At 54.7% G+C, this 25,057-nt stretch carries 26 protein-coding genes, 1 tRNA gene and 1 pseudogene; 14 read left to right on the top strand and 14 right to left on the bottom strand.

Translation table 11 applies throughout. The annotated features are described in order from the left end of the window. Positions 1-111: 111 nt before the first annotated feature. Positions 112-1,287 (top strand): GGDEF domain-containing protein, encoded by a 1,176-nt coding sequence (locus Q3H59_RS08635; protein WP_309834302.1) that lies wholly within the window; start codon positions 112-114, stop codon positions 1,285-1,287. Here Q3H59_RS08635 and ychH read toward each other — a convergent pair. Further along, on the bottom strand, positions 1,284-1,559 hold the full coding sequence (gene ychH, locus Q3H59_RS08630) for a stress-induced protein YchH (RefSeq protein ID WP_061723496.1): 276 nt from the start codon (positions 1,557-1,559) through the stop codon (positions 1,284-1,286). The genes Q3H59_RS08635 and ychH overlap by 4 nt on opposite strands. A 257-nt stretch (positions 1,560-1,816) precedes the next feature. Between ychH and pth the strand changes: the two genes are divergently transcribed. After that, entirely contained in the window at positions 1,817-2,404 is a 588-nt protein-coding gene (gene pth / locus Q3H59_RS08625) for an aminoacyl-tRNA hydrolase (protein WP_008107639.1), read from the top strand. 111 nt (positions 2,405-2,515) lie between these two features. Next, positions 2,516-3,607 carry a redox-regulated ATPase YchF gene (ychF, locus tag Q3H59_RS08620; RefSeq protein ID WP_008107633.1) on the top strand — a complete coding sequence of 364 codons (1,092 nt, stop codon included), beginning with the start codon at positions 2,516-2,518 and terminating at the stop codon, positions 3,605-3,607. A gap of 69 nt (positions 3,608-3,676) precedes the next feature. On the opposite strand, the gene Q3H59_RS08615 is transcribed toward ychF, so the two are convergent. Together Q3H59_RS08615 and Q3H59_RS08610 are read right to left on the bottom strand one after the other, a co-directional pair. Next, complete coding sequence (locus tag Q3H59_RS08615) at positions 3,677-4,912, bottom strand: MFS transporter (RefSeq protein ID WP_309834296.1); 1,236 nt, start codon at positions 4,910-4,912, stop codon at positions 3,677-3,679. Between the two features lie 62 nt (positions 4,913-4,974). Further along, complete coding sequence (locus Q3H59_RS08610) at positions 4,975-5,928, bottom strand: sugar phosphate isomerase/epimerase (RefSeq protein ID WP_101764104.1); 954 nt, start codon at positions 5,926-5,928, stop codon at positions 4,975-4,977. Positions 5,929-6,252: 324 nt separating this feature from the next. Here Q3H59_RS08610 and Q3H59_RS08605 point away from each other — a divergent pair, with 324 nt between their 5' ends. After that, the gene (locus Q3H59_RS08605; protein ID WP_137385979.1) at positions 6,253-7,134 is read left to right on the top strand and encodes an SIS domain-containing protein; all 882 of its coding nucleotides are present in this window, start codon (positions 6,253-6,255) and stop codon (positions 7,132-7,134) included. An 11-nt stretch (positions 7,135-7,145) separates the two neighbouring features. Further along, a complete protein-coding gene (locus Q3H59_RS08600; protein WP_309836660.1) occupies positions 7,146-8,093 on the top strand; it encodes a ribokinase in 948 nt (315 codons plus the stop codon). 61 nt (positions 8,094-8,154) lie between these two features. On the opposite strand, the gene Q3H59_RS08595 is transcribed toward Q3H59_RS08600, so the two are convergent. The 3 genes from Q3H59_RS08595 to Q3H59_RS08585 are packed head-to-tail and all read right to left on the bottom strand — an operon-like array spanning position 8,155 to position 11,521. Beyond that, positions 8,155-9,135 carry a LacI family DNA-binding transcriptional regulator gene (locus Q3H59_RS08595; protein WP_110866355.1) on the bottom strand — a complete coding sequence of 327 codons (981 nt, stop codon included), beginning with the start codon at positions 9,133-9,135 and terminating at the stop codon, positions 8,155-8,157. A gap of 57 nt (positions 9,136-9,192) precedes the next feature. Further along, complete coding sequence (locus tag Q3H59_RS08590) at positions 9,193-10,266, bottom strand: sugar phosphate isomerase/epimerase family protein (RefSeq protein ID WP_309834293.1); 1,074 nt, start codon at positions 10,264-10,266, stop codon at positions 9,193-9,195. A 16-nt stretch (positions 10,267-10,282) separates the two neighbouring features. Next, entirely contained in the window at positions 10,283-11,521 is a 1,239-nt protein-coding gene (locus tag Q3H59_RS08585; RefSeq protein ID WP_277973708.1) for an MFS transporter, read from the bottom strand. 214 nt (positions 11,522-11,735) lie between these two features. Here Q3H59_RS08585 and Q3H59_RS08580 point away from each other — a divergent pair, with 214 nt between their 5' ends. Further along, on the top strand, positions 11,736-12,122 hold the full coding sequence (locus Q3H59_RS08580; RefSeq protein WP_167391207.1) for a cupin domain-containing protein: 387 nt from the start codon (positions 11,736-11,738) through the stop codon (positions 12,120-12,122). Here the strand turns inward: Q3H59_RS08580 and Q3H59_RS08575 are convergent. Continuing rightward, complete coding sequence (locus tag Q3H59_RS08575) at positions 12,119-12,793, bottom strand: GntR family transcriptional regulator (protein WP_137385984.1); 675 nt, start codon at positions 12,791-12,793, stop codon at positions 12,119-12,121. The genes Q3H59_RS08580 and Q3H59_RS08575 overlap by 4 nt on opposite strands. A 115-nt stretch (positions 12,794-12,908) precedes the next feature. Here Q3H59_RS08575 and Q3H59_RS08570 point away from each other — a divergent pair, with 115 nt between their 5' ends. From Q3H59_RS08570 to Q3H59_RS08555, 4 genes are read left to right on the top strand one after another with little or no spacing between them, the layout of a single operon-like run. Continuing rightward, complete coding sequence (locus Q3H59_RS08570; RefSeq protein ID WP_277973709.1) at positions 12,909-13,589, top strand: DUF2848 domain-containing protein; 681 nt, start codon at positions 12,909-12,911, stop codon at positions 13,587-13,589. Positions 13,590-13,597: 8 nt separating this feature from the next. Next, positions 13,598-14,941 (top strand): amidase, encoded by a 1,344-nt coding sequence (locus tag Q3H59_RS08565; RefSeq protein ID WP_309834290.1) that lies wholly within the window; start codon positions 13,598-13,600, stop codon positions 14,939-14,941. A 2-nt stretch (positions 14,942-14,943) separates the two neighbouring features. After that, a complete protein-coding gene (locus tag Q3H59_RS08560) occupies positions 14,944-15,579 on the top strand; it encodes a DUF4286 family protein (protein WP_309834288.1) in 636 nt (211 codons plus the stop codon). After that, the gene (locus Q3H59_RS08555; protein ID WP_137385988.1) at positions 15,572-16,885 is read left to right on the top strand and encodes an MFS transporter; all 1,314 of its coding nucleotides are present in this window, start codon (positions 15,572-15,574) and stop codon (positions 16,883-16,885) included. The genes Q3H59_RS08560 and Q3H59_RS08555 overlap by 8 nt, the downstream gene beginning before the upstream one ends. A gap of 74 nt (positions 16,886-16,959) precedes the next feature. Here the strand turns inward: Q3H59_RS08555 and Q3H59_RS08550 are convergent, their stop codons facing one another. Together Q3H59_RS08550 and Q3H59_RS08545 are read right to left on the bottom strand one after the other, a co-directional pair. After that, on the bottom strand, positions 16,960-17,163 hold the full coding sequence (locus Q3H59_RS08550) for a hypothetical protein (RefSeq protein ID WP_101764092.1): 204 nt from the start codon (positions 17,161-17,163) through the stop codon (positions 16,960-16,962). Between the two features lie 61 nt (positions 17,164-17,224). Next, positions 17,225-17,842 (bottom strand): TetR/AcrR family transcriptional regulator, encoded by a 618-nt coding sequence (locus Q3H59_RS08545; RefSeq protein ID WP_137385989.1) that lies wholly within the window; start codon positions 17,840-17,842, stop codon positions 17,225-17,227. A 307-nt stretch (positions 17,843-18,149) separates the two neighbouring features. Between Q3H59_RS08545 and Q3H59_RS08540 the strand changes: the two genes are divergently transcribed. Then, on the top strand, positions 18,150-18,359 hold the full coding sequence (locus Q3H59_RS08540; protein ID WP_007892931.1) for a CsbD family protein: 210 nt from the start codon (positions 18,150-18,152) through the stop codon (positions 18,357-18,359). Positions 18,360-18,402: 43 nt separating this feature from the next. Here Q3H59_RS08540 and Q3H59_RS08535 read toward each other — a convergent pair whose 3' ends face one another. Both Q3H59_RS08535 and Q3H59_RS08530 read right to left on the bottom strand, forming a co-directional pair. Beyond that, positions 18,403-18,681: a hypothetical protein gene (locus Q3H59_RS08535; RefSeq protein ID WP_101764090.1), complete on the bottom strand. Its 279-nt coding sequence runs from the start codon at positions 18,679-18,681 to the stop codon at positions 18,403-18,405. Between the two features lie 222 nt (positions 18,682-18,903). Next, positions 18,904-19,020 (bottom strand): annotated as a pseudogene (locus tag Q3H59_RS08530) (Bcr/CflA family drug resistance efflux transporter); the annotation flags it as partial. 244 nt (positions 19,021-19,264) lie between these two features. Here Q3H59_RS08530 and Q3H59_RS08525 point away from each other — a divergent pair. Then, positions 19,265-20,245 (top strand): GlxA family transcriptional regulator, encoded by a 981-nt coding sequence (locus tag Q3H59_RS08525; protein WP_277973712.1) that lies wholly within the window; start codon positions 19,265-19,267, stop codon positions 20,243-20,245. Between the two features lie 78 nt (positions 20,246-20,323). Continuing rightward, complete coding sequence (gene gap, locus Q3H59_RS08520; protein ID WP_101764088.1) at positions 20,324-21,334, top strand: type I glyceraldehyde-3-phosphate dehydrogenase; 1,011 nt, start codon at positions 20,324-20,326, stop codon at positions 21,332-21,334. A gap of 38 nt (positions 21,335-21,372) precedes the next feature. Here the strand turns inward: gap and phoA are convergent, their stop codons facing one another. Next, on the bottom strand, positions 21,373-22,779 hold the full coding sequence (gene phoA, locus Q3H59_RS08515) for an alkaline phosphatase (RefSeq protein ID WP_309834280.1): 1,407 nt from the start codon (positions 22,777-22,779) through the stop codon (positions 21,373-21,375). A 244-nt stretch (positions 22,780-23,023) separates the two neighbouring features. Here phoA and Q3H59_RS08510 point away from each other — a divergent pair. Further along, positions 23,024-23,111 (top strand) — tRNA-Ser (locus tag Q3H59_RS08510). Positions 23,112-23,229: 118 nt separating this feature from the next. Here the strand turns inward: Q3H59_RS08510 and Q3H59_RS08505 are convergent. Beyond that, positions 23,230-24,579: a VasL domain-containing protein gene (locus Q3H59_RS08505; RefSeq protein WP_309834279.1), complete on the bottom strand. Its 1,350-nt coding sequence runs from the start codon at positions 24,577-24,579 to the stop codon at positions 23,230-23,232. 36 nt (positions 24,580-24,615) lie between these two features. Further along, positions 24,616-25,056, bottom strand: a complete 441-nt coding sequence (tssE, locus tag Q3H59_RS08500) for a type VI secretion system baseplate subunit TssE (RefSeq protein WP_192411649.1) — start codon at positions 25,054-25,056, stop codon at positions 24,616-24,618. Between the last annotated feature and the right edge of the window lies 1 nt (position 25,057).

The raw sequence follows: 25,057 nt of genomic DNA, 5'->3' as shown, positions 1-25,057 counted from the left end.
TCGCTATTCTCGCTGCCATCCACTCTTTTCTGGTGACTCGCATTGCCGCCCTTTAGCGGTCCAATGTTTAATGCTATTTTCTTCCCACTTTTTCCCCGAGCTCCGACCACTATGACTCTCGACCTCTACACGCTGTTTGTTTGCGAGCTCTTTGTGCTGGGGTTTTTGAGTATCATTTTGATTTTTGCCTGGGTCGGTGCGCAGTACGATCGCGTATTGGGCTGCACCACGCTGGCGCTGGTTTTAACCCTGGCGGCGGTGTTCCTTAGCAGCTTACGCAGTGCGGGATTCCATTTTTTACCGGTCGCGGTCGGCAACGTCATGCTGTTGCTGGCTTATGGCAATCTGCTCAATGCCTTCCGCATCTTCTGCGGAAAAGCAATTGGCCTCAGCTGGTTAGGCGGCGGTTTGTTGTGGGCGATTTTGTGCCTGTTCCCCGCGTTTTATCACAGCCAGCCGAAGCGCGTGCTGGTGGTTTGCCTGCTGTGCATCATCTATACCGGCGCGCTAATCCGCTTGCTGTGGCGCGTGCGCGCGTCGTTGACCGTCACCTTTTGGCCGGCGCAAATCCTGCTATGGATCCATTTGCTGTTTCACGTGGCGCGTATCTTTCTGGACGATGCGGTGGCGACGCCGGTGCGCGGTGCGATTGGCGGTTCCAGCTTCTCGGTGTATGTGATTCTTGAATCGATCCTGTTTGTTATTGGCCTGAGTTTCACCATTCTGGCGATGGTCAACGAACGCACGCAAATCGCCCACAAGCTAGCATCAATGCACGATCCGCTCACCAGCGTGTGGAATCGCCGCGCGCTGTTCGAGCAGGCCGATAAAATGATATTGCGCAGCGCGCGACAGTCACAACACTTTGTCTATAGCGCGGTGCTGTTCGATCTGGACCATTTTAAAAGCATCAATGACCGTTTCGGCCATCAACAAGGCGATCAAGTATTAATCGATTTTTGTCAGGTGGTGCAGGCGTTGATGCCGGAGAGTGGACATTTTGCCCGTTTGGGTGGCGAGGAGTTTGCTGCGATCATTCCCGGCGATGCCGAGCAGGCGCAGCGGGTATGTGAACGTATCCGTTTGGCGACACAGCTGTCGCAACCTAACGACGTGCGTTATACCGTCAGCATCGGTTATGCCACCGCGCTGCAGCCTGGCGAACCCTTCCCGCTGTTGCTGGCGCTGGCCGATGAAGCGTTGTACCGCGCAAAAGCCAGCGGCCGTAACCGCATCGAACGTTATCTCGCGCAGTTACAGCCGCTGCAGCAAACCGTACTCACTTAATGTGATGAGTGATTGCGACGGCAACGCTTATCGCCGTAATGACGTAACCAGTAATAACGATCTTCCACGCGCTCACGTCCGCTGACGCGCGCGCCCACCAGCCACAGTAAAGCGCCAACGAAGATGCTGAACATCGCACCGTGCGCAAGGAATTGCGGCAGGTTGAGTGAAGGAAGCTGGTTGATAATGGAATAGCCGACGCCTAATACCATCGTCAGTAAACCCAAACACATCAAACCGTTACCTACAAAGCGGCAATTTTGACGTTTCATGATCCACCTCCATCCTTTTAAAAGCAAAACAGCACGTATGGTTAACTAGCCATAAGCTTAGGCAATACCTGCCGCTTAAGTTGCGTACAGGATCACATATCCTTCACAACCTTTGACAAATCTTTACCGCCAGCGCCTTGATTTCGATAGAAAATGATTAGTCACGTAGAGACATTATCTGTGGCGCGTGGCCTTTGTCATCCGTGCCACCAGGCAGTAAACTATCGCCCTTTCCGCAGCAAGACAGGATAAACATTGTGAGCAGCATTAAACTGATTGTGGGGCTGGCCAATCCCGGCGCTGAATACGCCGCAACCCGCCATAACGCTGGCGCCTGGTATGTCGATTTACTGGCGAGCCGCAACAATCAGTCCTTAAAAGACGAGCCAAAGTTTTATGGCTATACCGCGCGCCTGTCGCTGGCGGGAGAAGATGTGCGCCTGCTGGTGCCCACCACTTTTATGAATCTCAGCGGCAAAGCGGTGGCGGCGATGGCGACTTTTTATCGCATTGCGCCAGAAGAGATTTTGGTAGCGCACGATGAGCTGGATTTACCGCCGGGCGTGGCGAAATTCAAGCAAGGTGGCGGCCACGGCGGCCATAACGGCCTGAAAGACATCATCAGCAAGCTGGGCAACAACAATAATTTTCACCGTTTACGCGTGGGTATTGGTCATCCTGGCGACCGCAATAAAGTGACCGGTTTCGTGCTGGGTAAGCCGCCAGCCAGCGAACAAAAGCTGATTGATGATGCCGTAGACGAAGCGGTGCGCTGCACCGAACTGTGGCTGAAAGAAGACAAGATTAAGGCGATGAACCGCCTGCACGCGTTCAAGGCGGGCTAAGGCCAATTCCCGCGCCGCAGAAGGCAATTCTGTGTATAATGCGCGAAATTTTTTGAATCTGTCGGCGCTATTGAACAGCGCTGCGCACTCAGTGAGAAAGGTAATCAGACCATGGGATTTAAATGCGGTATTGTGGGCCTGCCGAACGTCGGTAAATCCACCCTGTTCAACGCGCTGACTAAAGCGGGTATCGAAGCAGCCAACTTTCCGTTCTGCACCATCGAGCCAAACACCGGTGTGGTGCCAATGCCCGATCTGCGCCTCGATCAGCTGAGCGAGATTGTTAAGCCGCAGCGCGTCGTGCCCACCACCATGGAGTTCGTCGATATCGCCGGTCTGGTGAAAGGCGCGTCCAAGGGTGAAGGCTTGGGCAACCAGTTCCTGACTAACATCCGTGAAACCGAAGCCATCGGTCACGTGGTGCGCTGCTTTGAAAACGACAACATCATCCACGTTGCCGGTAAAGTTAACCCGGCAGAAGATATTGACGTGATCAACACCGAGCTGGCGCTGTCGGATCTCGACACCTGCGAACGTGCGATTCAGCGTTGCCAGAAGAAAGCCAAAGGCGGCGACAAAGATGCCAAAGCCGAGCTGGCTGCGCTGGAGAAGTGCCTGCCGCATCTGTCAGAAGCGGGCATGCTGCGCGCACTGAATCTGGATGCTGACGAGAAAGCGGCCATCCGCTACCTCAGCTTCCTGACGCTGAAGCCAACCATGTACATCGCTAACGTCAACGAAGACGGTTTCGAAAACAATCCGTACCTCGATCAGGTGCGTGCGATTGCCGAAGCCGAAGGTTCGGTGGTGGTGCCAGTGTGTGCTGCCGTTGAATCTGATATCGCTGAGCTGGAAGATGACGAACGCGACGAGTTCATGGCTGAACTGGGTCTGGAAGAGCCGGGCCTGAACCGCGTGATCCGCGCCGGTTATGCGCTGCTCAACCTGCAAACCTACTTCACCGCAGGCGTGAAAGAAGTGCGTGCATGGACCATTCCTGTTGGCGCCACCGCGCCACAGGCGGCGGGTAAAATCCACACTGACTTCGAGAAAGGCTTTATCCGCGCTCAGACCATCGCGTTTGAAGATTTCGTTGCCTTCAAAGGCGAACAAGGTGCGAAAGAAGCCGGTAAAATGCGCTCAGAAGGTAAAGAGTACATTGTAAAAGATGGCGATGTGATGAACTTCTTGTTCAACGTCTAATCTCTTAATCGCAATAAAAAGCCCAGTTAATTAACTGGGCTTTTTTTTATAACCAAAATCTCACGTCTTTCAGGCCGCTTTGTCCGTCATCGCCACCCGCGCATCCAGCTCTTCAGGCGTTTTCAGGAATGGCGTCAATACGCCGCTCAGAACATAAAGCCCGGCATAAATACCCAACACCCCGCCCGCACCCAGCGATGAGTAGAACAGCGCGGTGATGGCAGGTGCGATAAATGCGCCCAAACCTGCGCCCAGATTCAGCACCGACATGGCCGCGCCTTTGCTGTCCGGGGCCAGCAACGGGAACAGCGCCGACAGCGGCACATAACCGGCCATGGTAATACCGCACAGGCACAGCACGAATGCCATCACATAGAAGTTATGGCCCAGCAGCTGCGGCACGGCCCAGACCAAAATCAGCACCGCGGCATAACCAAAGCCACCGACCCACATGATGGTGGTTCGCCAGCCAAACTTATCGCCGAAAAAGCCAAAGAACAGGTTGGCGAAAATCGCCACCAGGAACACCGCCGACCACATATGCAGCCATTCGGTTTTGCTGTAGCCGAAACTGATCAGATAGAGCGGCAGGAAGGTCGCCAGACCATATTGGGCGATGCCGTTGACCGATTTCACCACCAATCCCATCGCAATCACCGGACGCTGCAAAATGGTGATGCCTTTAATTAACTCCGCCGCGCTGAAGGGATGAATTTCAGATGCCGGAACCACGTCGCGGTTCACCCAAATGCCTAACACGGAGCCGACGACCACAAATACCATGCCGACCCACAGCACATGAATTTCGCCCATCACCGGCAATGCCAGCGAGGAGAAGAACGGACCGATGACGCTCAAACCCAGCGAGAAGGTAAACCAGAACCAACCCACTGCGGTAGAACGGCGCTCCACCGGCGTGCTGTAGTTAATCCAGATGAGAAACGAATAGGCAAACAGCGGATAACCGATGCCGCGAATGGCATAAAACGGCAGCATCCAGGCCATGTGCATGGTCTTGAGGCCAACGCCGATAAACCCGATACTGCCGATAACAAAGGTGATCAACCCATACAGCATCACTTTGCGCGGGCCGAGGGTTTGCACCAGTACGCCGGTCACCCAGGCCGCCAGCGTCACGGTGACACCGTATGCGGTGATCAGATAAGAGGCTTGCGCGACAGACAGCCCTTTATCCACCAGCCAGATGGCAATCCACGCTTGTTCTACACCATCGCCGATCATGAATATCGCGAGGCCGATATAGCCCCAAAGCAAGTTTTTAGGCAAACCTATTTTGTCGAACATAGTTTCCCCCGTGTCAGACACTGACTGGTGGTAGTTAATAGAGGTAAGTTTTGATTTTGTTTTTATTCAGCGATGATTTTCATCAGCATGCCCTGCACTTTCAGCGCATCCTGGCTTTTAATCAGCTGATCGATTTCATCAATGCTCAGGCGATCAATAAAGCTGGAGAGCGCTTTATACATGCGAATGTTTTGCGCGCATTCGGCAACCGGATCTTCACGGCTTGGGAAGGTATCGAAATAGATCAGGCCGCTGAAGTTAACGCGTTTTGCGTAATAGATGTATTCCAGCGTCTGCATCAGGTGCACGGAACCCAGCATCAATCCATCATCAAAATGGCCATAACCATCATTCAGGTGGAAGCCCACCAGACGGTTTTTGCGTGCCGACTGGAACAGTGAGAAAGCGGGATTCTCTTTCTTCATGATCATGTGACAGAAATCGAGGGTAATACCGAGATTGTCGGAGCCTACATCATCAATCAGCATCAGCGTTGAAGAGACATCACCAATAAAGGAGAAGGTGCGCGGTTCATACGGCTTATATTCAAAACTGAATTGCATATCCGCGTGTGCCTGGGTCACGGTCTGTAGTGCGCTGACCAGCCACTCATAGGCGCGGAAGTAATCCTGCTGGAATGGATAATCGTAACCATCATAGCCAAACCACAGCGTGACGGTATTGCCGCCGAGGTATTTGCACATCTCTGCGGCTTCGAGGGTAATTTCGATCGCTTTTTTACGCAGTGCGGCATCAGGATTGGTGAATTCACCCTCGATGAACTCTTTGTTATAACGCAGAGCGATGCCGCCCACCTGCAAATTGTTATCAGCGATGGTCTGTTTAATCAGCGCTTTATCCTGACCAATAAAGTGCTCCGGATAATTCAGCTCAATATGCGTCAAGCCCGCAACGCTACCCATACGCGTAATAAGATCGCAAGTATCCATGTTGTTCTTCGCCGCAAACAGATCGGCTCTGGAGCGAAATGAATTTATACGTGATGAGAATTTCATTTTTTACATTACCTTTAATGTGATTTCCATGTTCTTATAAATGAGAATATTCATCAGGTAAATGCGATCAGCTAAATACTACCGCTAATAAAATAAACGGTAGATTTATAATAGTAAAAGTTTTACTTCGAGTAAAATCATTGAAATACAATAGCTTAAACAGATATTTTACTGTTAATAAAATAACATTCGCAATAAGGATAGTTTTATTTTACTAACAGTAAAATGCACCAGTAAAACGTTTTACAGCATGTGATCCAGTTAACACTTTTCCCCTAACTGGCATGCTAGCTTAGCGACAACGTTTTTTATTGAGCGCTCAACATGCATAACCGACTTAAAGGCAATGAAATATTCCTGCTGGCTCGCACCCTTGCGCCTGAGCTGGGAAAAAAGGAACGTTCAATTGCACGTTTTATTGACGACAATCCGCAGTCTTTATCTAAAATGTGCATCACTGATATTGCGAATTATCTGAATGTTAGCGTCTCGAGCATTACTAAAGTATCGAAGAAACTCGGTTTTACCGGTTTTCACGATCTGAAAATCAATATCGCCCGGCAAGTCAGCACGCAGGAAGATATCATCGATATTCCGGTAATCCCGGATTCAGAAAAATATGTCGAGCAGGTGATTGAAAGCACCTTTTTAAATTCGGTGCTGGCACTGCAGGATTCCCTGAGCGTGATTAACAGTGCCGTGATAAAAGCAGTGGCGTATCTGTTTATTAATAAACCAGAAAGCGCACGCATAGTTATTGCCGGGTGCGGTGGTTCAGGTTCTATCTGTGATGACTTCAATCATAAGCTGCTGAAGATCGGCATCTTCTCGTCGGTGTTTAGTGACAGCCACAAGCAGCTGATGACCGCCTCATTGATGCAACCCGGCGATATCCTGCTGGCGATTTCTCACTCCGGCCAAACCACGGACATTATTCAGATGGTAAAAGCGGCGAATGAGAACGGCGCAGAAACCATCTGCCTGACCAATTATCCCAACAGCCCACTGAGTTTAATTGCCCGGCACTCGATTATCTCGTCGGTTAAAAACAATCCAATTACCGGAGAGAACGCCACCACGCGCATTGTGCATCTGAATATTCTGGATGCCATCTTTACCCTTATCGCCAGCAAGACCAGCGAAAAAAGTCAGACCAGTTTACACAACACCAGAAATGCGGTTGCGTCCAAGCGCACCGCCAATTAAGGGCCGAAATGATGAAACATAATATTGTTGTTATTGGCAGTCTTAACTACGACATTCTTGTCCAGCAGGATCGCCTGCCGGAAATTGGGGAGACGTTTACCGGCAACGAATTAATGTTGATGCCGGGCGGTAAAGGGGCAAACCAGGCGGTTCAGTGCGCCAAGCTGGGGCTGAACGTCAATATGGTGGGCTGTGTGGGCAATGATATTTATGGCAGCGAACTCATAAAATCGCTGAATGAAAACGGGGTATCGGTAGATAACATTAGCCAGCGCGGAAAAACCTCCGGCATTGGCATCGTGCAGATTCTGGAATCCGGCGATTATTGCAGCACCATTATTAAGGGCGCAAACTACCTGATTAGCGAACCCGATATTCACGATGGATTATTTAGCGATCGGCCTCTGTTAATCCTGCAGTCGGAAATTCCCGATCGTGTGGTTGAACGAGCCATCAGCGTGGCACGCCGTCATGATTGCCAGATTTTGCTCAACAACGCGCCGGCGCGCGAAATCTCTCCGCAGGCGCTGAGTCAGGTCGATTTACTGGTGGTGAATGAGACCGAAGCCAGCTTTATGAGTAAAACCGCTGTCACTTCGGTTAAAGAGGCGATGGCCTGTGCGGCAGCGCTACAGCAGAAGGTGAATGGCCGGGTGATTATCACGCTGGGCGAGAAAGGCGCGGTGTTATCCGGTGATGCCGGTGCCAGACATTATCCTGCCGTGTTCTGTCCGGATGTGGTGGATACCACCGGCGCAGGGGATTCCTTTATTGGCGGCATCGCCTATTGCCTGGTGAACAACATCGATTTGGAAGAAGCGATTCCTTTCGCGGCTGAAATCAGTTCCTGCTCAATCCAGAAATATGGTGGTCAGAGTTCTTTCCCGATGCTGCCTGATGTGGCGCACGCGCTGACGCAAAATCGCCAGCACCTGTTTGGCCGAAAAATACGGACCTGAAGCTCTGAACGGCACCTTTACAACATCAGACCATATACTTCGCAGCCTTCGTAAACGCCGATTAAGTACTGGCGCGCACCACAAAGTGCCAGTCCATCATAATGCGTTGAGCCGGCGAATCAGGTTGATCGATCTTATTCAGCAGCAAGGTAAACGCCTTGCGCCCCATAGCGCGCGACGGCTGCGCCAGCGTGCTCAGCGGCGGCGTGACCATTTCGGCGAGGTCGGATCCATCAAATCCCGTCACCGCTATATCCTGCGGCACGCGCAGCCCGGCGGCATGAATGGCTGACAGCGCGCCCGCCGCTAAGGTATCCGACACGGCAAACACGGCATCTGGACGCTCGGGCGCTGCCAGCAAGGCCTCCATCGCCTGTTTACCGGCATTAAAACTCAGCTCGGTGGCGTACGTGATGGCCTGCCAGCTGCGCGCTTCATGGATAAGTTGCTGCTGATAACCCGCTTGCCGCAGCTGCGCATATTTATAGCTGAGATCGTGGTTGATTAAGGCAATACGCTGTCGTCCCCTGCCCGCCAGAAACGCCACGACGTGCTTTGATGCCTGCACATCATCAATGCCCACGCAGGAGACATCACCGGCATCGGCGTATTCCGCGCATTGCACCCACGGCGTTTCGCCAATCAGCTGCGCCAGTTCTGGCAACTTACTGAACGCATCCATAGTGATAATGCCATCCACCATTTTCCCGGCCAGCAATTGCAAACTGGAGCGGGAGCGCTCGATATCTGAGCCAGAATTGCACAACAGAATGCGATAACTGTTTTTCTCCGCCTGCTCCTCAATGCCTTTTACCAACTCGGCACAAAAGGGATTGGAGATATCCGACACCATCACGAGAATCATTGAGCTACGTGCAGTTCGCAACTGACGCGCTAATAAATTTGGCTGGTAATTACTCGCTTTAATAGCGTGCAGGACTTTCTCACGATTCAGCGCTTTTACCGTATCGCTGTTATTCAGTACTCGTGAAACTGTCGCCACAGAAACGCCCGCTAAGCGGGCGATTTTTTGGATGGACATGCTTGCAACTCTTGCTCAGTCAGATACTACGGAGGCTAGCATAATTTCGCGCCCGCCTTAATCATGCGACTTTGCCGCATTTAACCCCAACTGGGCGCGGATGCTGGCCGCCTGCTGCGGTTGTGCGGCAAAGTCATCAAATGCCCGTTCGGCCACCGGAATGATGTGGCGACGAATGAAGTCGGCGCCCTCGCGCGCGCCGGTTTCCGCCTCTTTCAGGCAACACTCCCACTCCAGCACCGCCCACCCGGCATAATCGTACTGCGCCAGCTTGCTGAAAATGGCCGGGAAATCGATCTGTCCGTCGCCGGGTGAGCGGAAGCGACCAGCACGATCTATCCAGCGCTGATAACCGCCATACACGCCGCTGCGTCCGTTCGGCAGATATTCGGCATCTTTAACGTGAAAGGCCTTAATGCGCTGATGGTAGATATCGATGAACTGCAGATAATCGATATGCTGCAAGTGCAAGTGGCTGGGATCGAACAAGATGTTGCAGCGCGGGTGATTGTTCACCAACGCCAGGAAGCGTTCAAACGTCACGCCATCATGCAAATCCTCACCGGGATGGATCTCGTAGCAGACATCAATGCCGTAGCGATCAAACTCGTCCAGCACCGGCAGCCAGCGCCGCGCCAGTTCTGAGAAAGCTTCACTCAATAGCTGAGGATTGTGTGGCGGCCACGGATAGAGATATGGCCAAGCCAGCGAACCGGAGAACGTCGCGTGGGCCTGCAATCCCAGGTTGGCTGACGCGGCCGCTGCCAGCTTCACCGTCTGAATCGCCCACGCGGTGCGCTTTTCTTTGTCGCCGTGCAAGGCGGCGGGGGCAAAGCCGTTGAAGGCGCGATCGTGCGCCGGATGGACGGCAATCAGCTGGCCTTCCAGGTGCGTCGATAATTCACTGATCTGCAAGCCGTAGTTGGCCAGCAAACCCGTCACTTCATCGCAATAGGTTTGACTGGTTGCGGCGCGCGGCAGATCAAAAATTAGCGGGTGATTACAAGGCATCTGCAGCGCCTTGTAACCGAGCGCAGAGGCCCATTGCGCCAACCCTGCCAGCGAATTAAATGGTGGCTGTTGCCCAATAAACTGCGCGAGAAAAATTCCCGGTCCTTTTAACGTTTTCACCTACACCTCCCGTCAATCAAACCGCTTCATCCCGGTATTTAAAGGTGAAGAGGAAAAGAACGGCGATCGCCGCCGCGGCAATCGCGGGGATCCACCAGAATGTTGCCCAGTTTTGCGCCGTGCCCTGTCCGGCAATCAGGCGGTTATACAGCGCGCCCGAGATCTGCGAACCCAGCAGCATGCCAATACCGTAGGTGAACATCACCACCATGCTCTGCGCCTGCCCTTTCACTTTCTCGCCGGCGATGCGGTCGGTGTAGATAAAGCCCACCACAAAGAAGAAGTCATAACAGACACCGTGCAGCAGAATGCCCATGTAGATCAGTGCGCGGCTTTCATCGTTCATGCCCATGGCAAACAGCGCGTAGCGCACAAACCACGCCACCATGCCGACCAGCAACATGTATTTGACGCCAAGGCGGCGGAACAGCAGCGGGATCACCAGCATGAAGACGATTTCCGACATCTGACCAAATGACATCGCGGTACTGACGTTACTCACGCCCGCATCCGCCAGCCAGGACGCGGTGTAGGCGTAATAGGTGCCGAGCGGGATGGAGATCAAGGTGGCGCAGAGAGCAAAGACGAAGAAGTGACGGATTTTCAGCAGCGCAAAGGCATCCGCGCAGAACAGATCGCGCACTTTTAGCGGCATGCCTTTCGCCGGTGCAGGCGTATGCGGCAGCGTGAGACTGTAAATTGCCAACGCCACCGAGCAGATTGCGGCCAGGGTGAAAATCGCGGTACTGGAGGCGATGCCGGTAACACCAATAAAGATGCCCGCCACAATCCAGCCAATGGTGCCGAACACCCGCACCACCGGAAAACTTTTGTCACTGCTGGCCAGGCTGTGAAAGGCAATGTTGTTAGAGAGCGCCAGCGTCGGCATAAAACACAGCGTATAGCCAAACAGCAAGCCAATCAGCAGCGCGCCGTTTTCGGCCACCAGCGCGCCCGGGACAAACCATAAAATCACCGCGCCCGCCAGGTTCATCACCGCCATGACTTTCTGTGAAGGGAAGAAGCGGTCAACCAACATGCCCAGCACAAACGGCGACAGTATTGAGGCGATCGGCCCTGCTGAGAAAGCATCACCAATCAGCAATGACATGTTGTGCTGCGTCATCACCAGCCCGAGCGTTACGGACCAGCTTCCCCAAATGAAAAACTGCATGAACATCATCAATGACAAGCGGGGAATCAGCAGACGCTGCTGCCTCACCGCAATCTCAGAACCTGTAGTTGTCGAAACCATGCTGACCTCGCGCCAAAAAGAAATCGATTACATTCCACAGAGAGAAACAAAGTAATCGATTACTTTGAGCAGTTCCTGGTGACCGATCACAATTCTTTTACAAGTGACCCGAGCATCACCGAGCGGCTTAGGCTGACAGTGATTGCACGCGCAGCCTTGCTGATTTGCACTATCCTGTGCGGGAGAGATTTTAATGACGATTCAGAGGAATGGGATGAGCGCCGATAACGAACATGAAAACAGTGCAGAAACGCTACTGCAAAGCGGGCAAGCCTGGAATGGCCAGCATATTGAACACTATCCAGCCGGTAAGCCCGAGATCACGGTGATGAAGATGACCATTCCTGCACATTCCGAGCTGCCGTGGCATACGCATCCTATGCCGAATACCGCGTATATTTTATCGGGATCGCTGACTATCGAAGACAAAGCCAGCGGCGAGACTAAAACGTTTAACGCTGGCGAAGCCTTTAATGAATCCATCGACATTGCCCATCGTGGTTTCACCACGGATCAGCGTGCCGAGCTGATTATTTTCTACGCCGGGGTTGAGGGCATGGAACTCTCTATTCCGCTGCCGGGTGAAGAAGCCGAATATTAATTATTCAGCAGCGCCTGTTTAAACGAATAGATATGCACCCGCGCCGCCTCTTCCGCTAGCTCGGCATTTCCCTGCTCCAGCGCCGCAATGATCGCTTCGTGTTCGGCGATGACTTCGTTCATGTGCGCAGCGCTGGAAAGCGTGGTGGCCCAGAAGCGCTGCGCCTGCGCGTGGATAATGCTGAGAATATCGGCCAGCCGACCGTTGGCGGCGATGTCCGCCAGTACCTGATGAAATTCGCGGTCCAGCAGCATCATCTGTTCGCGATCGCGTGAGGCGCTGGCATTGGCAATGCGCTGATTCATCTCCCGCAGATAGACGATCTGCGCCGCATTGACCCGCTGCGAAGCCAGCCGCAAGCACAGCGCCTCATTCACCAGACGCACCTCAATTAACTCCAGCGCATCATCAATTGACAGCGGCGACACCATCACGCCCTTGCGCGGGATAATCTGCAACAGCCCTTCCGTCTCCAGCCGATGCACCGCCTGATTCACCGGCGTTCTGCCCATCTCAAGATCATCCATCACCTGCGCGATATTGAGATAGTCGCCCGGTTTGTAGCGCAGCGTGATCAGCCGGTGCTTGAACGCCAGATAGGCGCGCTCGTTAAGCGAAATGCTTTTCGGGGTCGTCGGCGAGCTCACATTTTCAGCCATCACATTACTCATCACGCAAATCCTTATTAGGTAACTGAGACATATTACACAAAAACCTGGCATGAAAATGGCTAGATTGAAATGACAGTGAAATTTCACACGCATTTCTCACCTGGAGATCGATCCCATGCAATTACGGTTTACAACAGATTACGCCGATGCGGCAGTACTGGATGTTGAGATTAATCAACTTGTTATCGCGGGCTGGGTAGGACGCGATCAGGAAGCGGTGCTGCACCATATCAGGGAGCTGGAAGCGCTGGGCGTGCCCGCTCCTGGTGCAGTGCCGCTGTTTTATCGTGTCGCAACCAATCAATTAACTCAGGAAACGCAGCTGGAAGTGGTCGGCGATCAGACGTCCGGTGAAGCTGAACCCTTCGTGTTTTTCCATCGCGGCGAATATTGGGTTTCGCTGATTTCTGATCATACCGATCGTCATCTGGAAACGTTCAGCGTGGCGCTATCGAAACAGGCGTGCATCAAACCGGTGGCCGGTCACGCGTGGCGCATGACGGACGTCAAAGCGCACTGGGATCAGCTGGAGCTGCGCGCCTGGATCAACGTCAACGGTGATTGGGTGACTTATCAGCAAGGCGCCCTCTCCTCGCTGCTGACGCCACTTGATCTGCTAAGCCGCTATTTTGCCGCGGGCCAGGTTGAGGAAGGTTTCGCCATGTCGTGCGGCACGCTCAGCGCCATCGGCGGGATCCGTCCTTCCAGTGAATTCCGTATGGCGCTGCACGATCCGGTGCTGAACCGCACGCTGGAACACACTTACATCACGGGCTCGCTGCCGGTTATCGCCTGAGGTTCTCTATGACAACGTTATGGCAAGCGAGCCAGCAGCTGCTCGCCGGGCAAATCAGCCCTGAAACCCCGACCCAGCATGCACTGAGTGCAATTGCAGCGGAAAGCGGAGAAGGCAAACGCGTCTTCACCAAGGTGTATACCGCTGCTGCGCGCCAGCAGGCCGAACAAGCCGGCGCGCGCTGGCAGCAGCAACAGCCACGCAGCGCGATTGATGGTCTGCCCATCAGCATTAAAGATCTGTTTGATGTCGCCGGAGAAGTCACTACCGCCGGTTCCCGCTTGCTCAGCAACACCAGCCCAGCCACGGCGAACGCCAGCATGGTGGATCGGCTGCAGCAGGCTGGTGCCGTCATCGTTGGCAAAACCAATATGAGCGAGTTCGCCTTCACCGGCCTCGGCGTCAATCCGCATTACGGCACACCCGCCAATCCGTGGCAGCGCGCGCAGCAGCGCATTCCGGGCGGTTCCTCTTCCGGTGCAGCGGTGGCGGTGAGCGACGGCATGTGCCTGGCGGCGGTTGGCACCGATACCGGCGGTTCGGTGCGCATTCCGGCGGCGCTATGCGGCTTAACCGGCTTCAAACCGAGCGCCAGCCGCATAGATCAACGCGGAACGCTGCCGCTGGCGGCATCGCTCGACAGCATCGGTGTGATCGCTCACGACGTGCGCAGCTGCTGGTTGCTCGATAGCGTGATCGCCGATCGGCCCCTCACAATCGATGAGCGGAATCTGTCAGAAGCGCATTTCGTTATCCCGCAGACGCGCGTGCTGGCTGGCCTTGACGAACACGTCAGCGCCGCCTGGCTGCATGCGCTTGATGTGCTGTGCGCGCAGGGCGTGAAAATCACCGAGCTGCCGCTGCCAGAGCTGGCAGAACTGGACTCCATTAACGCGCGTGGCGGCATTACCGCGTGGGAAGCCTGGCAATGGCATCAGCATTACGCCCAATCCCAGCCAGAAGCCTACGATCCGCAGGTTCTGACGCGCATTAATCGCGGCAGCTTACTGAACGAAGAGGATGCCGCCGAACTTTACCAACTGCGCGCCGACTGGAAACAGCGCGTCGAGCAGGCGGTTGCGCCCTTCGACGGCATCCTGATGCCGACGGTGCCGTTGATCGCGCCGACGCTGACTGAGCTCGACGATCCCGCGCGCTACATGCAAGTCAACCTGCTGATGCTGCGCAACACCAGCGTGATCAACATGCTGGATGGCTGTTCGATTTCTCTGCCTTGTCATCAGCCCGGCGCTGCGCCGGTTGGCCTGATGCTCTCTTCCACCCATGGCAACGATGCTGCATTACTCAGCTGGGCTGCCGCGATTGAAACCACCCTGAAACGGAGTAGCTGATCATGACTCAACCCCACGGCATGCTGTTTGTCGCCACCCATATCGATGCTGCAGATGAAGCGGATTTCAACCAATGGTACGACCACGAACACGTTGAAGAGCGCGTGGCCATTAGCGGCTTTCTTAGCGGCACGCGTTATCAGGCGGTGGATGCCGAACGCAAATACCTCGGCCTGTATGAAACCGCATCGCTGGAAGCCTTTACCAGCGCCGATTATCACGCCGCCTTCACGCGCCAGACCGAATGGTCGGTGAAGAACCTTAACAAAATGGTCAATCCGATGCGCCGCGTCTGCGCCATCTCGCATCAGCATGGACAAGGCACCGGTAGCCATCTGGCGGTGCTGACCTTAAAAGCGGGTACAGATGTTGCATCTCTGGGCAGCTGGCAAAGCAGCGTGCAGCAAACGCCAGGCTATATCGCCTCACGTTTGCTGACGCCTGACACCACGCTGAGCTCGCCGCTGCCACGGGAAACCAGCGCAACGCGACCAATGCATCCGATGCTGCTGCTGACCTGCCGCGACGCCCAGGTGTGTAAAACCCTCGCCGCCGATGCCGCGCAGGCACTCAACGCGGACGTAGAGCTCTACTCCCTCAGCTGGCAGTTAACCCAACAGGAGATGGCTCATGGCTAATACCGATTCAACGTTGCCGCACGCGTCAGGCGCGCGCGCCAGCCACAGCAAAACCGGTCGCCTCGCGGCGGCCAGCTCCATCGGTACCGCGCTGGAGTGGTATGACTTCACGGTCTACAACATCATGGCGGCGCTGGTGTTTAACCACGTGTTTTTCCCCAGCTTTGATCCGCTGGTCGGAACCATTCTGGCGTTTTCCACCTATGCGGTCGGCTACATTTCCCGTCCGGTTGGCGGCTTTATCTTTGGTCATCTCGGCGATGTCGCCGGGCGTAAAGCGGTATTGATCACCACCCTGGTGATTATGGGCGTTACCACCGCACTGATGGGCCTGCTGCCGGGCTATGCGGTGTGGGGCATCTGGAGTCCGGTGCTGTTGGTGGCCTTACGCTTTATTCAGGGTATTGCATTAGGCGGCGAATGGGCCGGTGCAGTGTTGCTGTCGATGGAGCATGGCGATGCCGACAAACGTGGCCGTAACGCCTCGTTTGCGCAGGTAGGTCCCTCGTGCGGTACCTTGATTGGCACCGGATTTATCACGCTGGTAACGGTAGCGTTGAGCGGCGAGCAGTTTCAGGAGTGGGGATGGCGCATTCCATTCCTGCTGAGTCTGCTGCTGGTGATGTTTGGCTTATGGCTGCGTCGCGGCGTAGAAGAGACGCCAACCTTTGTCGCGATGCAGCAGGCGGAGAAAACCACGCATACGCCGCTGAAAGAGGTGTTTGTTCGCTATCCACGTGAGCTACTGATCGCTGGCGGTTCACGTATCGGCTCCGACGTGTTGTATGCGTTGGTGGTGGTGTTCACCCTTACCTACGTCACCACCGTGCTGCAACTGCCGCGTCCGCTGGCGCTAATGGCCACCATGCTCGGCGCGATTGGCAATGCGATTACGGTGCCGATGTTTGGTGCGCTCTCCGACAAGCTCGGCCGTCGTCCGGTCTACATTGCCGGTGCGCTGCTGGCAATCGTTTGGTCGTTTGTGTTCTTTGTGCTGCTGGATAGCTCACAGCCGGTGCTGATTGTGCTGGCGGTCATTGGCGGCTTGCTGATTCATGCGGTGATGTACGGACCGCAGGCGGCGTTTGTCACCGAACAGTTCCCCAGCCACGTGCGCTACGCCGGATCGTCACTGGCTTACACGCTGGCGGGTATCATTGGCGGTGGCTTTGCGCCCCTGATCATTACGACCTTGTATAAAGAGATGGGCAGCACGCTGTGGGTATCGCTGTATGTCAGCCTGGCGTTGCTGATCACGCTGTTTGCGCTGTGGAAGGCGAAAGAGACCGCGCATCGCCCGCTTTAATCAGAGAGGTGTTTGGCGAGGGATTGCCAGACTTCAGCAGAGGAGAACAACAAGGCGCGGCACGCGCGACCCTATTAATGCAGTTTTTTCGCCAGGATACGAATGGCTTTCTCGCAGGCGACTTTAGTTTTGCTGTCGGTGGAGCGCAAACTTAGGCGATACAACGCGCCTATGAGTTCCTGAACGGTAAGCGCTTCATCAGGACGCAGGATACGTGTCACTACCCTGCCCACCAATGCGCGAATCTCTTCCGTAATATCTGAATCTTCGTCTTTCACTTGCCCTCCGTCTTTACGCTTCGCTTATTTAGGAAGTATCCGACTCCTAATTAGACAAATTTTAGTCCAGCAGCTTCATAACTAACTTGATGGTCTCTGGTTCATCTTTTACATCGGTGATCTTGCCCACAACGCGCATGCCAAAGGCGATGCAGAGGATCAATCCCGCGGCGGTGTCCACATCCAGATTGGGCGTCACTGAGCCATCTTCCTGGCCCAGTTTGAGCAGCGAGGCGAGGAAGTTTTTATTACGAATGACCGCTTCACTCACCAGTTGCGAAAGATCGTCATCCAGCACCTGCAGCTCCACCGCGCTGCCCACCACTAAACAGCCGGTGCGACCTTCCACCGCCCGCGCGGAATCGAGGTAAAACTGCAGCAGCTCGCCGAGCTTCTCACGGCCGCTGGTGAACTGTGCCAGACGCTGGCGCAGATCGGCATTGCGCACCGAAAGATAGCGTTCAAACACCAGCAGAAACAAGCTGCGCTTATCTTTAAAAGCCTTGTAGATGCTGCCCGCTGTCAACCCCATCGCTTCGCCCAGATCGTTAAGTGAAGCCGCATGAAACCCCTTCTGACGAAAAACAATCATGGCTTTGTCCAGAGCCTGTTCGATGTCGAACTCTCTTGGGCGGCCACGTTCTCTGCTTTTCATGTCGGTGGGTTGCGTTTTACTCATACGGATGGCATCAGGGAATGCGGGTTTCCAAAAGTTGACGGAAATGTCTTATCGACGATTACTATATCGCAACCCACCCTTGCCTGTATAGCCGGGAAAAAATAATGCCTTACAGAGCAAAGAGTTAGTGAATCACTTTGGCTATTAACGGTTTTTTTTCTCCACGCTGGCTCACACAATCGCAAATTTATGAGTCAGCTCACAGCTCAGGCAAGCAAAGCGCAAATCCTGTGCCAGGATTAATTCACCCGCTGGCATCAGGCCAGCGAACGGCAGCACACAGTCACCACGAAATAGGGAGATCAACATGAACGAAGATCGTATTAGCGGCAACTGGAAGCAGTTCAAAGGGAAAGTGAAGGAAAAATGGGGCGACCTGACCGATGATGACATGACCGTGGTTGAAGGAAAACGCGATCAGCTGGTCGGCAAAATCCAGGAACGCTACGGTTATGAAAAAGACCGTGCGGAAAAAGAAGTTAAAGAGTGGGAAGATTCGAATAAGTACCGCTGGTAACGCCGCGCCGTTATGCCGGACAACTTTGTCCGGCATACAGCGATCAGTGCTGCGTTGAGTCATCCGCCGAAACGTTTTTCGCTCTAAAGCTCATCACGTTCTCTTCCGATTGTTCAACCTTGTCGGCTGTGCTGCTGTTCGTCACCAGCTCTAAAGCCAGTCTGGCGATCCGTACCTCTTCCGCCGTCACACCCGCATGTATCATCTTCTCTAATTGCGCGAGCAGCGTGGTACGCGAAACCGGCGCATCCTGGTTAAATAATTCCATCACCGCATCACCAATCGCGATGTCGCATAACTGTTTGTCATTACTGTTTTTCATGGGCTCTCTGTAATCGTCTCAACCAACCCTGGCCGGGGGATCCTGACGTGGCTGAGCATACCCACTGAGAAAAAAACGTCAAATACAAAAAAATGTCGATGCAATCGAAAATGCTTCGACATACAACGCTTGCGGCAGCTGAACGTCACGCCGCAAACGTTAGTCTGGCTTAGCCGCTAACCCGCTCCTGCAGAGCAGCAGGATAACGTTCAACAATCACTCTGTAAGTTCCGCATCGCCGTGCAGCTCGCGCGCCATGATCGGCATGGCGGGCAGATAGATATCCGTGGAAAACGAAGTGATCACCATTAACCCACTCAGAATGAGGATAAACGGCAAACCACTCGACTTGACGGTAAAGGATTACGTACGCATTGAGGCGTGATCCATGTTGAATTCCAGCGAGATCGAATTCATCCATGTTAGCGGATGTGATTGTGAAGATAATGGCGTGAAATGACGTTGCGCCAGGGAGGAAAATCATTAATCAAAGTTGCCGCATATCGTGATCTGCTATGCCTGGAAATAATCCAGATGCCATGAGACACTCTGGCTTATCCTGTCAAAATATCTATTTCACGCCATGAAAACCTTTCTGATTATTGTGCCCGACGGCGGCATGCTGTTTGAAGCGGCGGGTATCGCCGATATCCTGATGCGCGCCAATCAGCATCTGCCGGTTGGCGCCGATCAGCAGCGCTATCGCGTTAGCCTCGCCACCACCCAATCGCATCAGGTGATCCACGGCCAATCCGGCCTCAATCTATTAGCCGATCTCAAGCTGGCCGATCTCGATCCGCGCACTGCGTGGGACACCATCATGATCACCGGGCGCGGCGACAGCGCGGAAGAAGGCAATATGGTGGTCGATTTCATCAAGCTGGCGGCTCCGCAGGCGCGGCGCGTGGTTTCGGTATGTGGCGGAGCGATGCTGCTGGCGGAATCCGGCTTGCTGGCAGGTCGCCGCGCCACCACGCACTGGCGCTTGCTCGATACCTTGCAATCGCGCTATCCAGAGATTCAGGTGGAAGGCGGCCCGCTGTTTATTCAGGACGGACCGATCTGGACCTCCGGCGGCGTCAGCTCGGGCTTTGACCTGACATTAGCGCTGGTGGAAGAGGATTTCGGCTATAGCGTGGCGCGTGATATCGCGCAGGATATGGTGATGTATCTGCGCCGTCCCGGCGGACAGATGCAGTTCAGCCGTTTTCATCTGCAAACGCCGAGCGGCATTGGCCCGATCGGTGAATTGCAGCGCTGGATCCGCGCCAACCTCGCCGAAGATCTCTCAGTCGAGAAACTGGCGGAGCGCGTCGCCATGAGCCCGCGCAACTTTACCCGCGTGTTCACCCGTGAAACCGGCGCGCCGCCCGCGCGCTATGTGGCCGAAGCGCGTCTCGCCGCCGCGCGTGAACAACTGGAACAAAGCAACGACACGCTGGATCGCATCGCGCAACAGACCGGTTTTGGCAGCAGCATCAATTTACGCCGCAGCTTTGAGCGTCAACTGCATCTCACGCCGGGCGAATATCGCCAGCGCTTCCACTGCCGGAAATTGGCGTAAAGTGATCCTTTTTTGGCGTTTACGCCATCTCGCCATCGGCTTAGAGTGACTCCAGTATCTTCGGAAAAGGAGTCAATCATGACTAAGATCGGCATTAACGGCTTTGGCCGTATCGGACGTAACGTTTTTCGTGCAGCGCTGGGCAGCGATGATATTGAAATCGTCGCCATCAACGATCTCACCGACAGTAAAACCCTCGCGCATCTGTTGAAACACGACTCCCTGCTCGGCAGGCTACCGGCGGAAGTGGAAGCCGGTGAAGGCGAATTGCGCATTGATGGCAAAGCGGTGCGCGTGTTCAGCGAGCGCGATCCGGCGAATATTCGCTGGCGCGATGTCGGCGTGGATATCGTGATTGAAGCCACCGGCTTCTTCACCGAACGCGACAAAGCCGCAGTGCACATCACCAGCGGTGGCGCTAAGCGCGTGATTATCTCCGCGCCGGGCAAGAACGATGACCTGACAATTGTGCTGGGCGTGAACGATCAACGTTACGATCCGCAGCAGCACTTTGTGGTGAGTAACGGCAGCTGCACCACCAACGGCCTAGCGCCAGCGGCGGCGGTGCTGCACCAGGCGTTTGGTATTGAGCACGGTTTAATGAACACCACGCATGCTTATACCAACAGCCAGGTGCTGCACGATCAGCCGGAGAAAGATCTGCGCGGTGCGCGGGCGGCGGCGTTGTCGATTGTGCCTTACTCAAGCGGGGCGGCGAAGGCGCTCGGTCGGGTGATTCCGGAGCTGGAGGGTCGATTGACCGGCTATTCCCTGCGCGTGCCGGTGCCGGTGGTGTCGATTGTGGATTTGACCGTAACGCTGAAACGCGACGTGACCGCAGAAGAGGTGAATGACGCGTTTAAAGCCGCGGCGGCAGAAGGTCCGCTGCAGGGTATTCTCGGATACAGCGACGAGCCGCTGGTATCAAGCGATTATCAGGGCGATGCCCGTTCATCGATTATTGATGGGCTTTCGACGCTGGTGATTGGCGGCAATCTGGTGAAGATCCTTGCCTGGTACGATAACGAATGGGGCTTCTCCAATCGTCTGGTGGATTTAGCGCGGTTGATGGCAAAACGCGGGTTGTAAGGTATAACGGTCGCCGTTAATGGCGACCGTTATCCTGGCTACTTCAACCCCATCGCATCCTTCAGGGTAAAGAACAGATCGGTCTGATCGGTCAAGCCCACCACGTTAGCCGCATGCGGGCCGTACGCCGCAATGCGCACCTGCGTGCCGGTGTGTTCCTGCGAATCCTCTTCTGAATTGCCGTAGCTGATGGTCATCACCGCGCCATCTTTGGTATTCACCGCCTGCGTCAGACCCGGCGCTTTGGTGCCGTTTTCTACGATCTGGCTGCTGTGCGCGTGGTCGGCGGTCACCACCACCAGCGTGTCGCCATGTTCGCGCGCAAAGATCAACGCCTGCTGCACTGCCTCATCCAGATCAACGGTTTCACCAATTTGACCGCATGGATTGGCCGCATGATCCTGCTTATCAATTGACGCGCCTTCCACCTGCAGGAAGAAGCCTTTCTCATTAGTGCTTAGCAGATCGATGGCTTTTTTGGTCATCTGCGCCAGCGTCGGTACCGAAGCGGGACGCTCTTTATTCACTTCACAGGTCACCACCGGCTTATCAATGTTGCCATGATAGCTGGCTTTCGGTCCCTGCCAGCGCACCGGCATATTGCCGTCGGCAAACAGGCCAAGCACCGGTTTACTCTGGTCGGCCTGCTGAATGGCGTTCATGCCATCGAGATTATCAACCCACTGATAACCCAGCGCCTGTGCCTGTTCGCGCAGGGTTTTACCCTGATACTCGCCAGCTTTGGCGGTTTCACTAAAGGATTTCGCGCCGCCGCCCAGCGTGACGTCCGCGCGGGTTTTCAGCATCTGCTCGGTAATCGATCCTTTACCGCCCTGCTCCAGCGCGTTAGTGGGGCACAATTCGCTGGTTTTCTCCGGGCCGTAGCATTTGCGCGAAGTGACGTGCGCGATCAACGCTGCTGGCGTGGCATCCTGCAGTTCAGCAGTGGAAACGTTGCCGGTGGCTTTACCGGCGGCTTTCGCCAGCTCAAGAATCGTTACCTGATCTTTGCCGTTCACGTCGACGCCAATCGCACCGTTATAGGATTTGGTGCCGGTGGCCCACGCGGTGGCCGACGCGGCGGAATCCGTCACGTAATTCGGCTTGTGGGTTTTCTTATCCAGGGAATAGTGCGTGTATTGACCGGTGAGCGGCAACGCATCAAGGCCGGGGAAGAAACCGCCGGCGCCCCGCGCCTGATTACGCGCGGCGGTGATTTCCGAATCTCCCATGCCGTCACCAATCAGCAGAATCACGTTTTTCGCGGTGCTATTACTTAATGACGCTTTCAGCGATTCGGTCTGGTCGCCAGTGAGACGACGCGCGCCGCCGTGCTCGGTGACATCGCCGGTGGCGGCGCGGGAATAGTGTGCATCGTCTGCCACTGCTGATGTCGCGATCAGAGAAGCCAGCAGCGTAACCGTAAAGAGAGGTATCTGTTTCATTTATAATCATCCTTTTCCATAGATATAACCAAATGTTTCCGCGGACAAGTCTGCGACAGTGCGGTGACATTTTTGTGACAGAGAGGGAATGATTTGATGACAGAATCGCCATGATGAGCAGGCTAACGGCAATACGCTCAGAGCTTAAGCGAATAGAACAAAAGGAGAAAATAGCGCTTGACCCTTTTCAGCGATCTCCCTATAGTAGCGCCCCGTTGACCCAGCGCGGTTGACAAAAAAATGTGGTGAGGTGTCCGAGTGGCTGAAGGAGCACGCCTGGAAAGTGTGTATACGGCAACGTATCGGGGGTTCGAATCCCCCTCTCACCGCCATATTCTAAAGAAGAGCCTGAACGAAAGTTCAGGCTTTTTTTTTGCCTGTTTTCTGCAAGGGGGATTCAAACCCCCGCAGAGTTTGATAGCTGCGAATACCGGTTGGCTGCGGATTTTGCTAGTCCTGCTCTTTTGACGATGTAGCTATCGTTTGGTAACTGGCGATAAGCTGCTTCAGGTGCATTTCCGCTTGTGTTAACTGATTCTGTGTAGCGCCATCGTCCGATTGCTGCAACACGCGCAGTTCCTCTTCCAGTGGCACCGTTACGTTGAACGCCTGCGTCATATTGTAGACCGCTGTTTTCAGTTCGCTCACCGTCAGATATTTGCCGCGCTTCTCGTCAAGTCCATTCAGGCGCTGCGACAACGCGTTGAGCTGCTCCATGCCCTGTTGCCATCCCTGCATTTTATCTGCTGGCATTGCTGCCGCGTTAAGCTGCTTGTTCCAGCGTGCGCTCATCGTTTTAACCGCATCCGAATCAGGCCACACCAGGCTGGCCTGCATTACCAGCGCATTACCGAGCTGCAGATTCCAGTCCGGCGATACGTTTTGTAGCCGGTTCAATTGCTGCTGCGTTTGCTCCAGCCATGCCGCTTCGTTTAGCCATTCGGCGGGATTCGCTTGCAGCTCAGCCATCATTTCCGATGTGAGAGGCGCAGGAAGTGGTGATATTGAAGCCAGTAATGCTTGCTGTAACGGAGATTCCTGCTCAGTTTTTTGCACAACCAAATAGCCTATAGCGGCGATAAGTGACACGCTCAGCAGCGTCGCGCCCACGCCACTGATAAATGCCCGACGCCGCAGCCGCCGCAAATCGGGTGCCGGCGCACCCGGAGATGGAGCGTACACCCAGCCGCTGACTTCTGCACCTGCTAACGTCAGTGCGGGCTTCTCAATCGGAACGACTTCAGGCAGCTTGGCCACAGCATCAGATGTTGAAACATCGTAGTGTTCCAGCATCACCACCGCACTGCGAATGCGGTCCAGCAGCGGATCAATCTGACTAAGCTGACGCAGTTCAAGGCGTTGCAGATGATCGCCAACCTCGCTGAGCAAGCGCGCCGCCTGGCTCAGTGCCGTTAAGTCTGCTTCGGTTATTGTTTGAGTACGCAGGAATTGCTGTAACCGACGACTCAGTCCCGCCAGCAGTTCGATACGTGAATGTGCCGGCTGCGGCCATAACGTCGGCCATTCGCGGGTAATCAATGCCACCAGCACCGCCAGGCCTTCCGTCATACCGGCCGATCCTGCTGTGTTCGCGCGCGATAGCGTGTACCAGACCGCGCTTTGCAGCTCGACACCGTTTTTTTCGAACAGCGTTAAACAGAGCGTGGAGACGTGCGGCCAATCGACATCCGGACGCGCCGGATGTGTGAGTTTCTGCATTTCCTGGCGCAGCGCGGCATATTCCGCCAACGCACGCGGATCGCCGCCGGTTTTGACATAGCGAGATTGAGATGAAGTCATTGCTGTGTTCCGAAAAGCCCTAATCAGGCAAAAAAATTAAACAGATGCCCTGGCATCCAGATATTGCTGCTGTTTCATGTGACGGATCATCACGCGCCCTTCCGGCATAAATTCGGTGCCGAAGCGCACCAGTCCTACTTCCTTTAACTCGGCATCAATCGCGTAGCGCAATTCGCCGGGCTGCGTTTGCTCCAACATCACAATGTCAACCCGCTTCAGACGCGGCTCATATTTCAGTAGCACGCCGGAAAGTGTGTGCATCAACTGGTGCGCGGTGCCGGGCATGCCCTGCAGGATGCGCGTCATATCCGGCAGGCCGTAATCCGGCAGGTGCGCCAGCGAACCGGCGCGGCTGTTGAGAATGCGCTGCATGTTATCCAGCACCGACAAAATCACTTGGTTCTCTTCGCCAACACGTTCCAGCTCCAGATCACCTTCAAAATTGCCGTACAGAATGTCGTAAAGTGAAGGTGTCATG

Source organism: Pantoea sp. SORGH_AS_0659 (genome assembly GCF_031453915.1).
Taxonomy (GTDB): Bacteria; Pseudomonadota; Gammaproteobacteria; order Enterobacterales; family Enterobacteriaceae; genus Pantoea; species Pantoea leporis.
The sequence above is the reverse complement of the archived record's forward strand: the minus strand, read 5'-3'. Positions and strand labels throughout refer to the sequence as shown.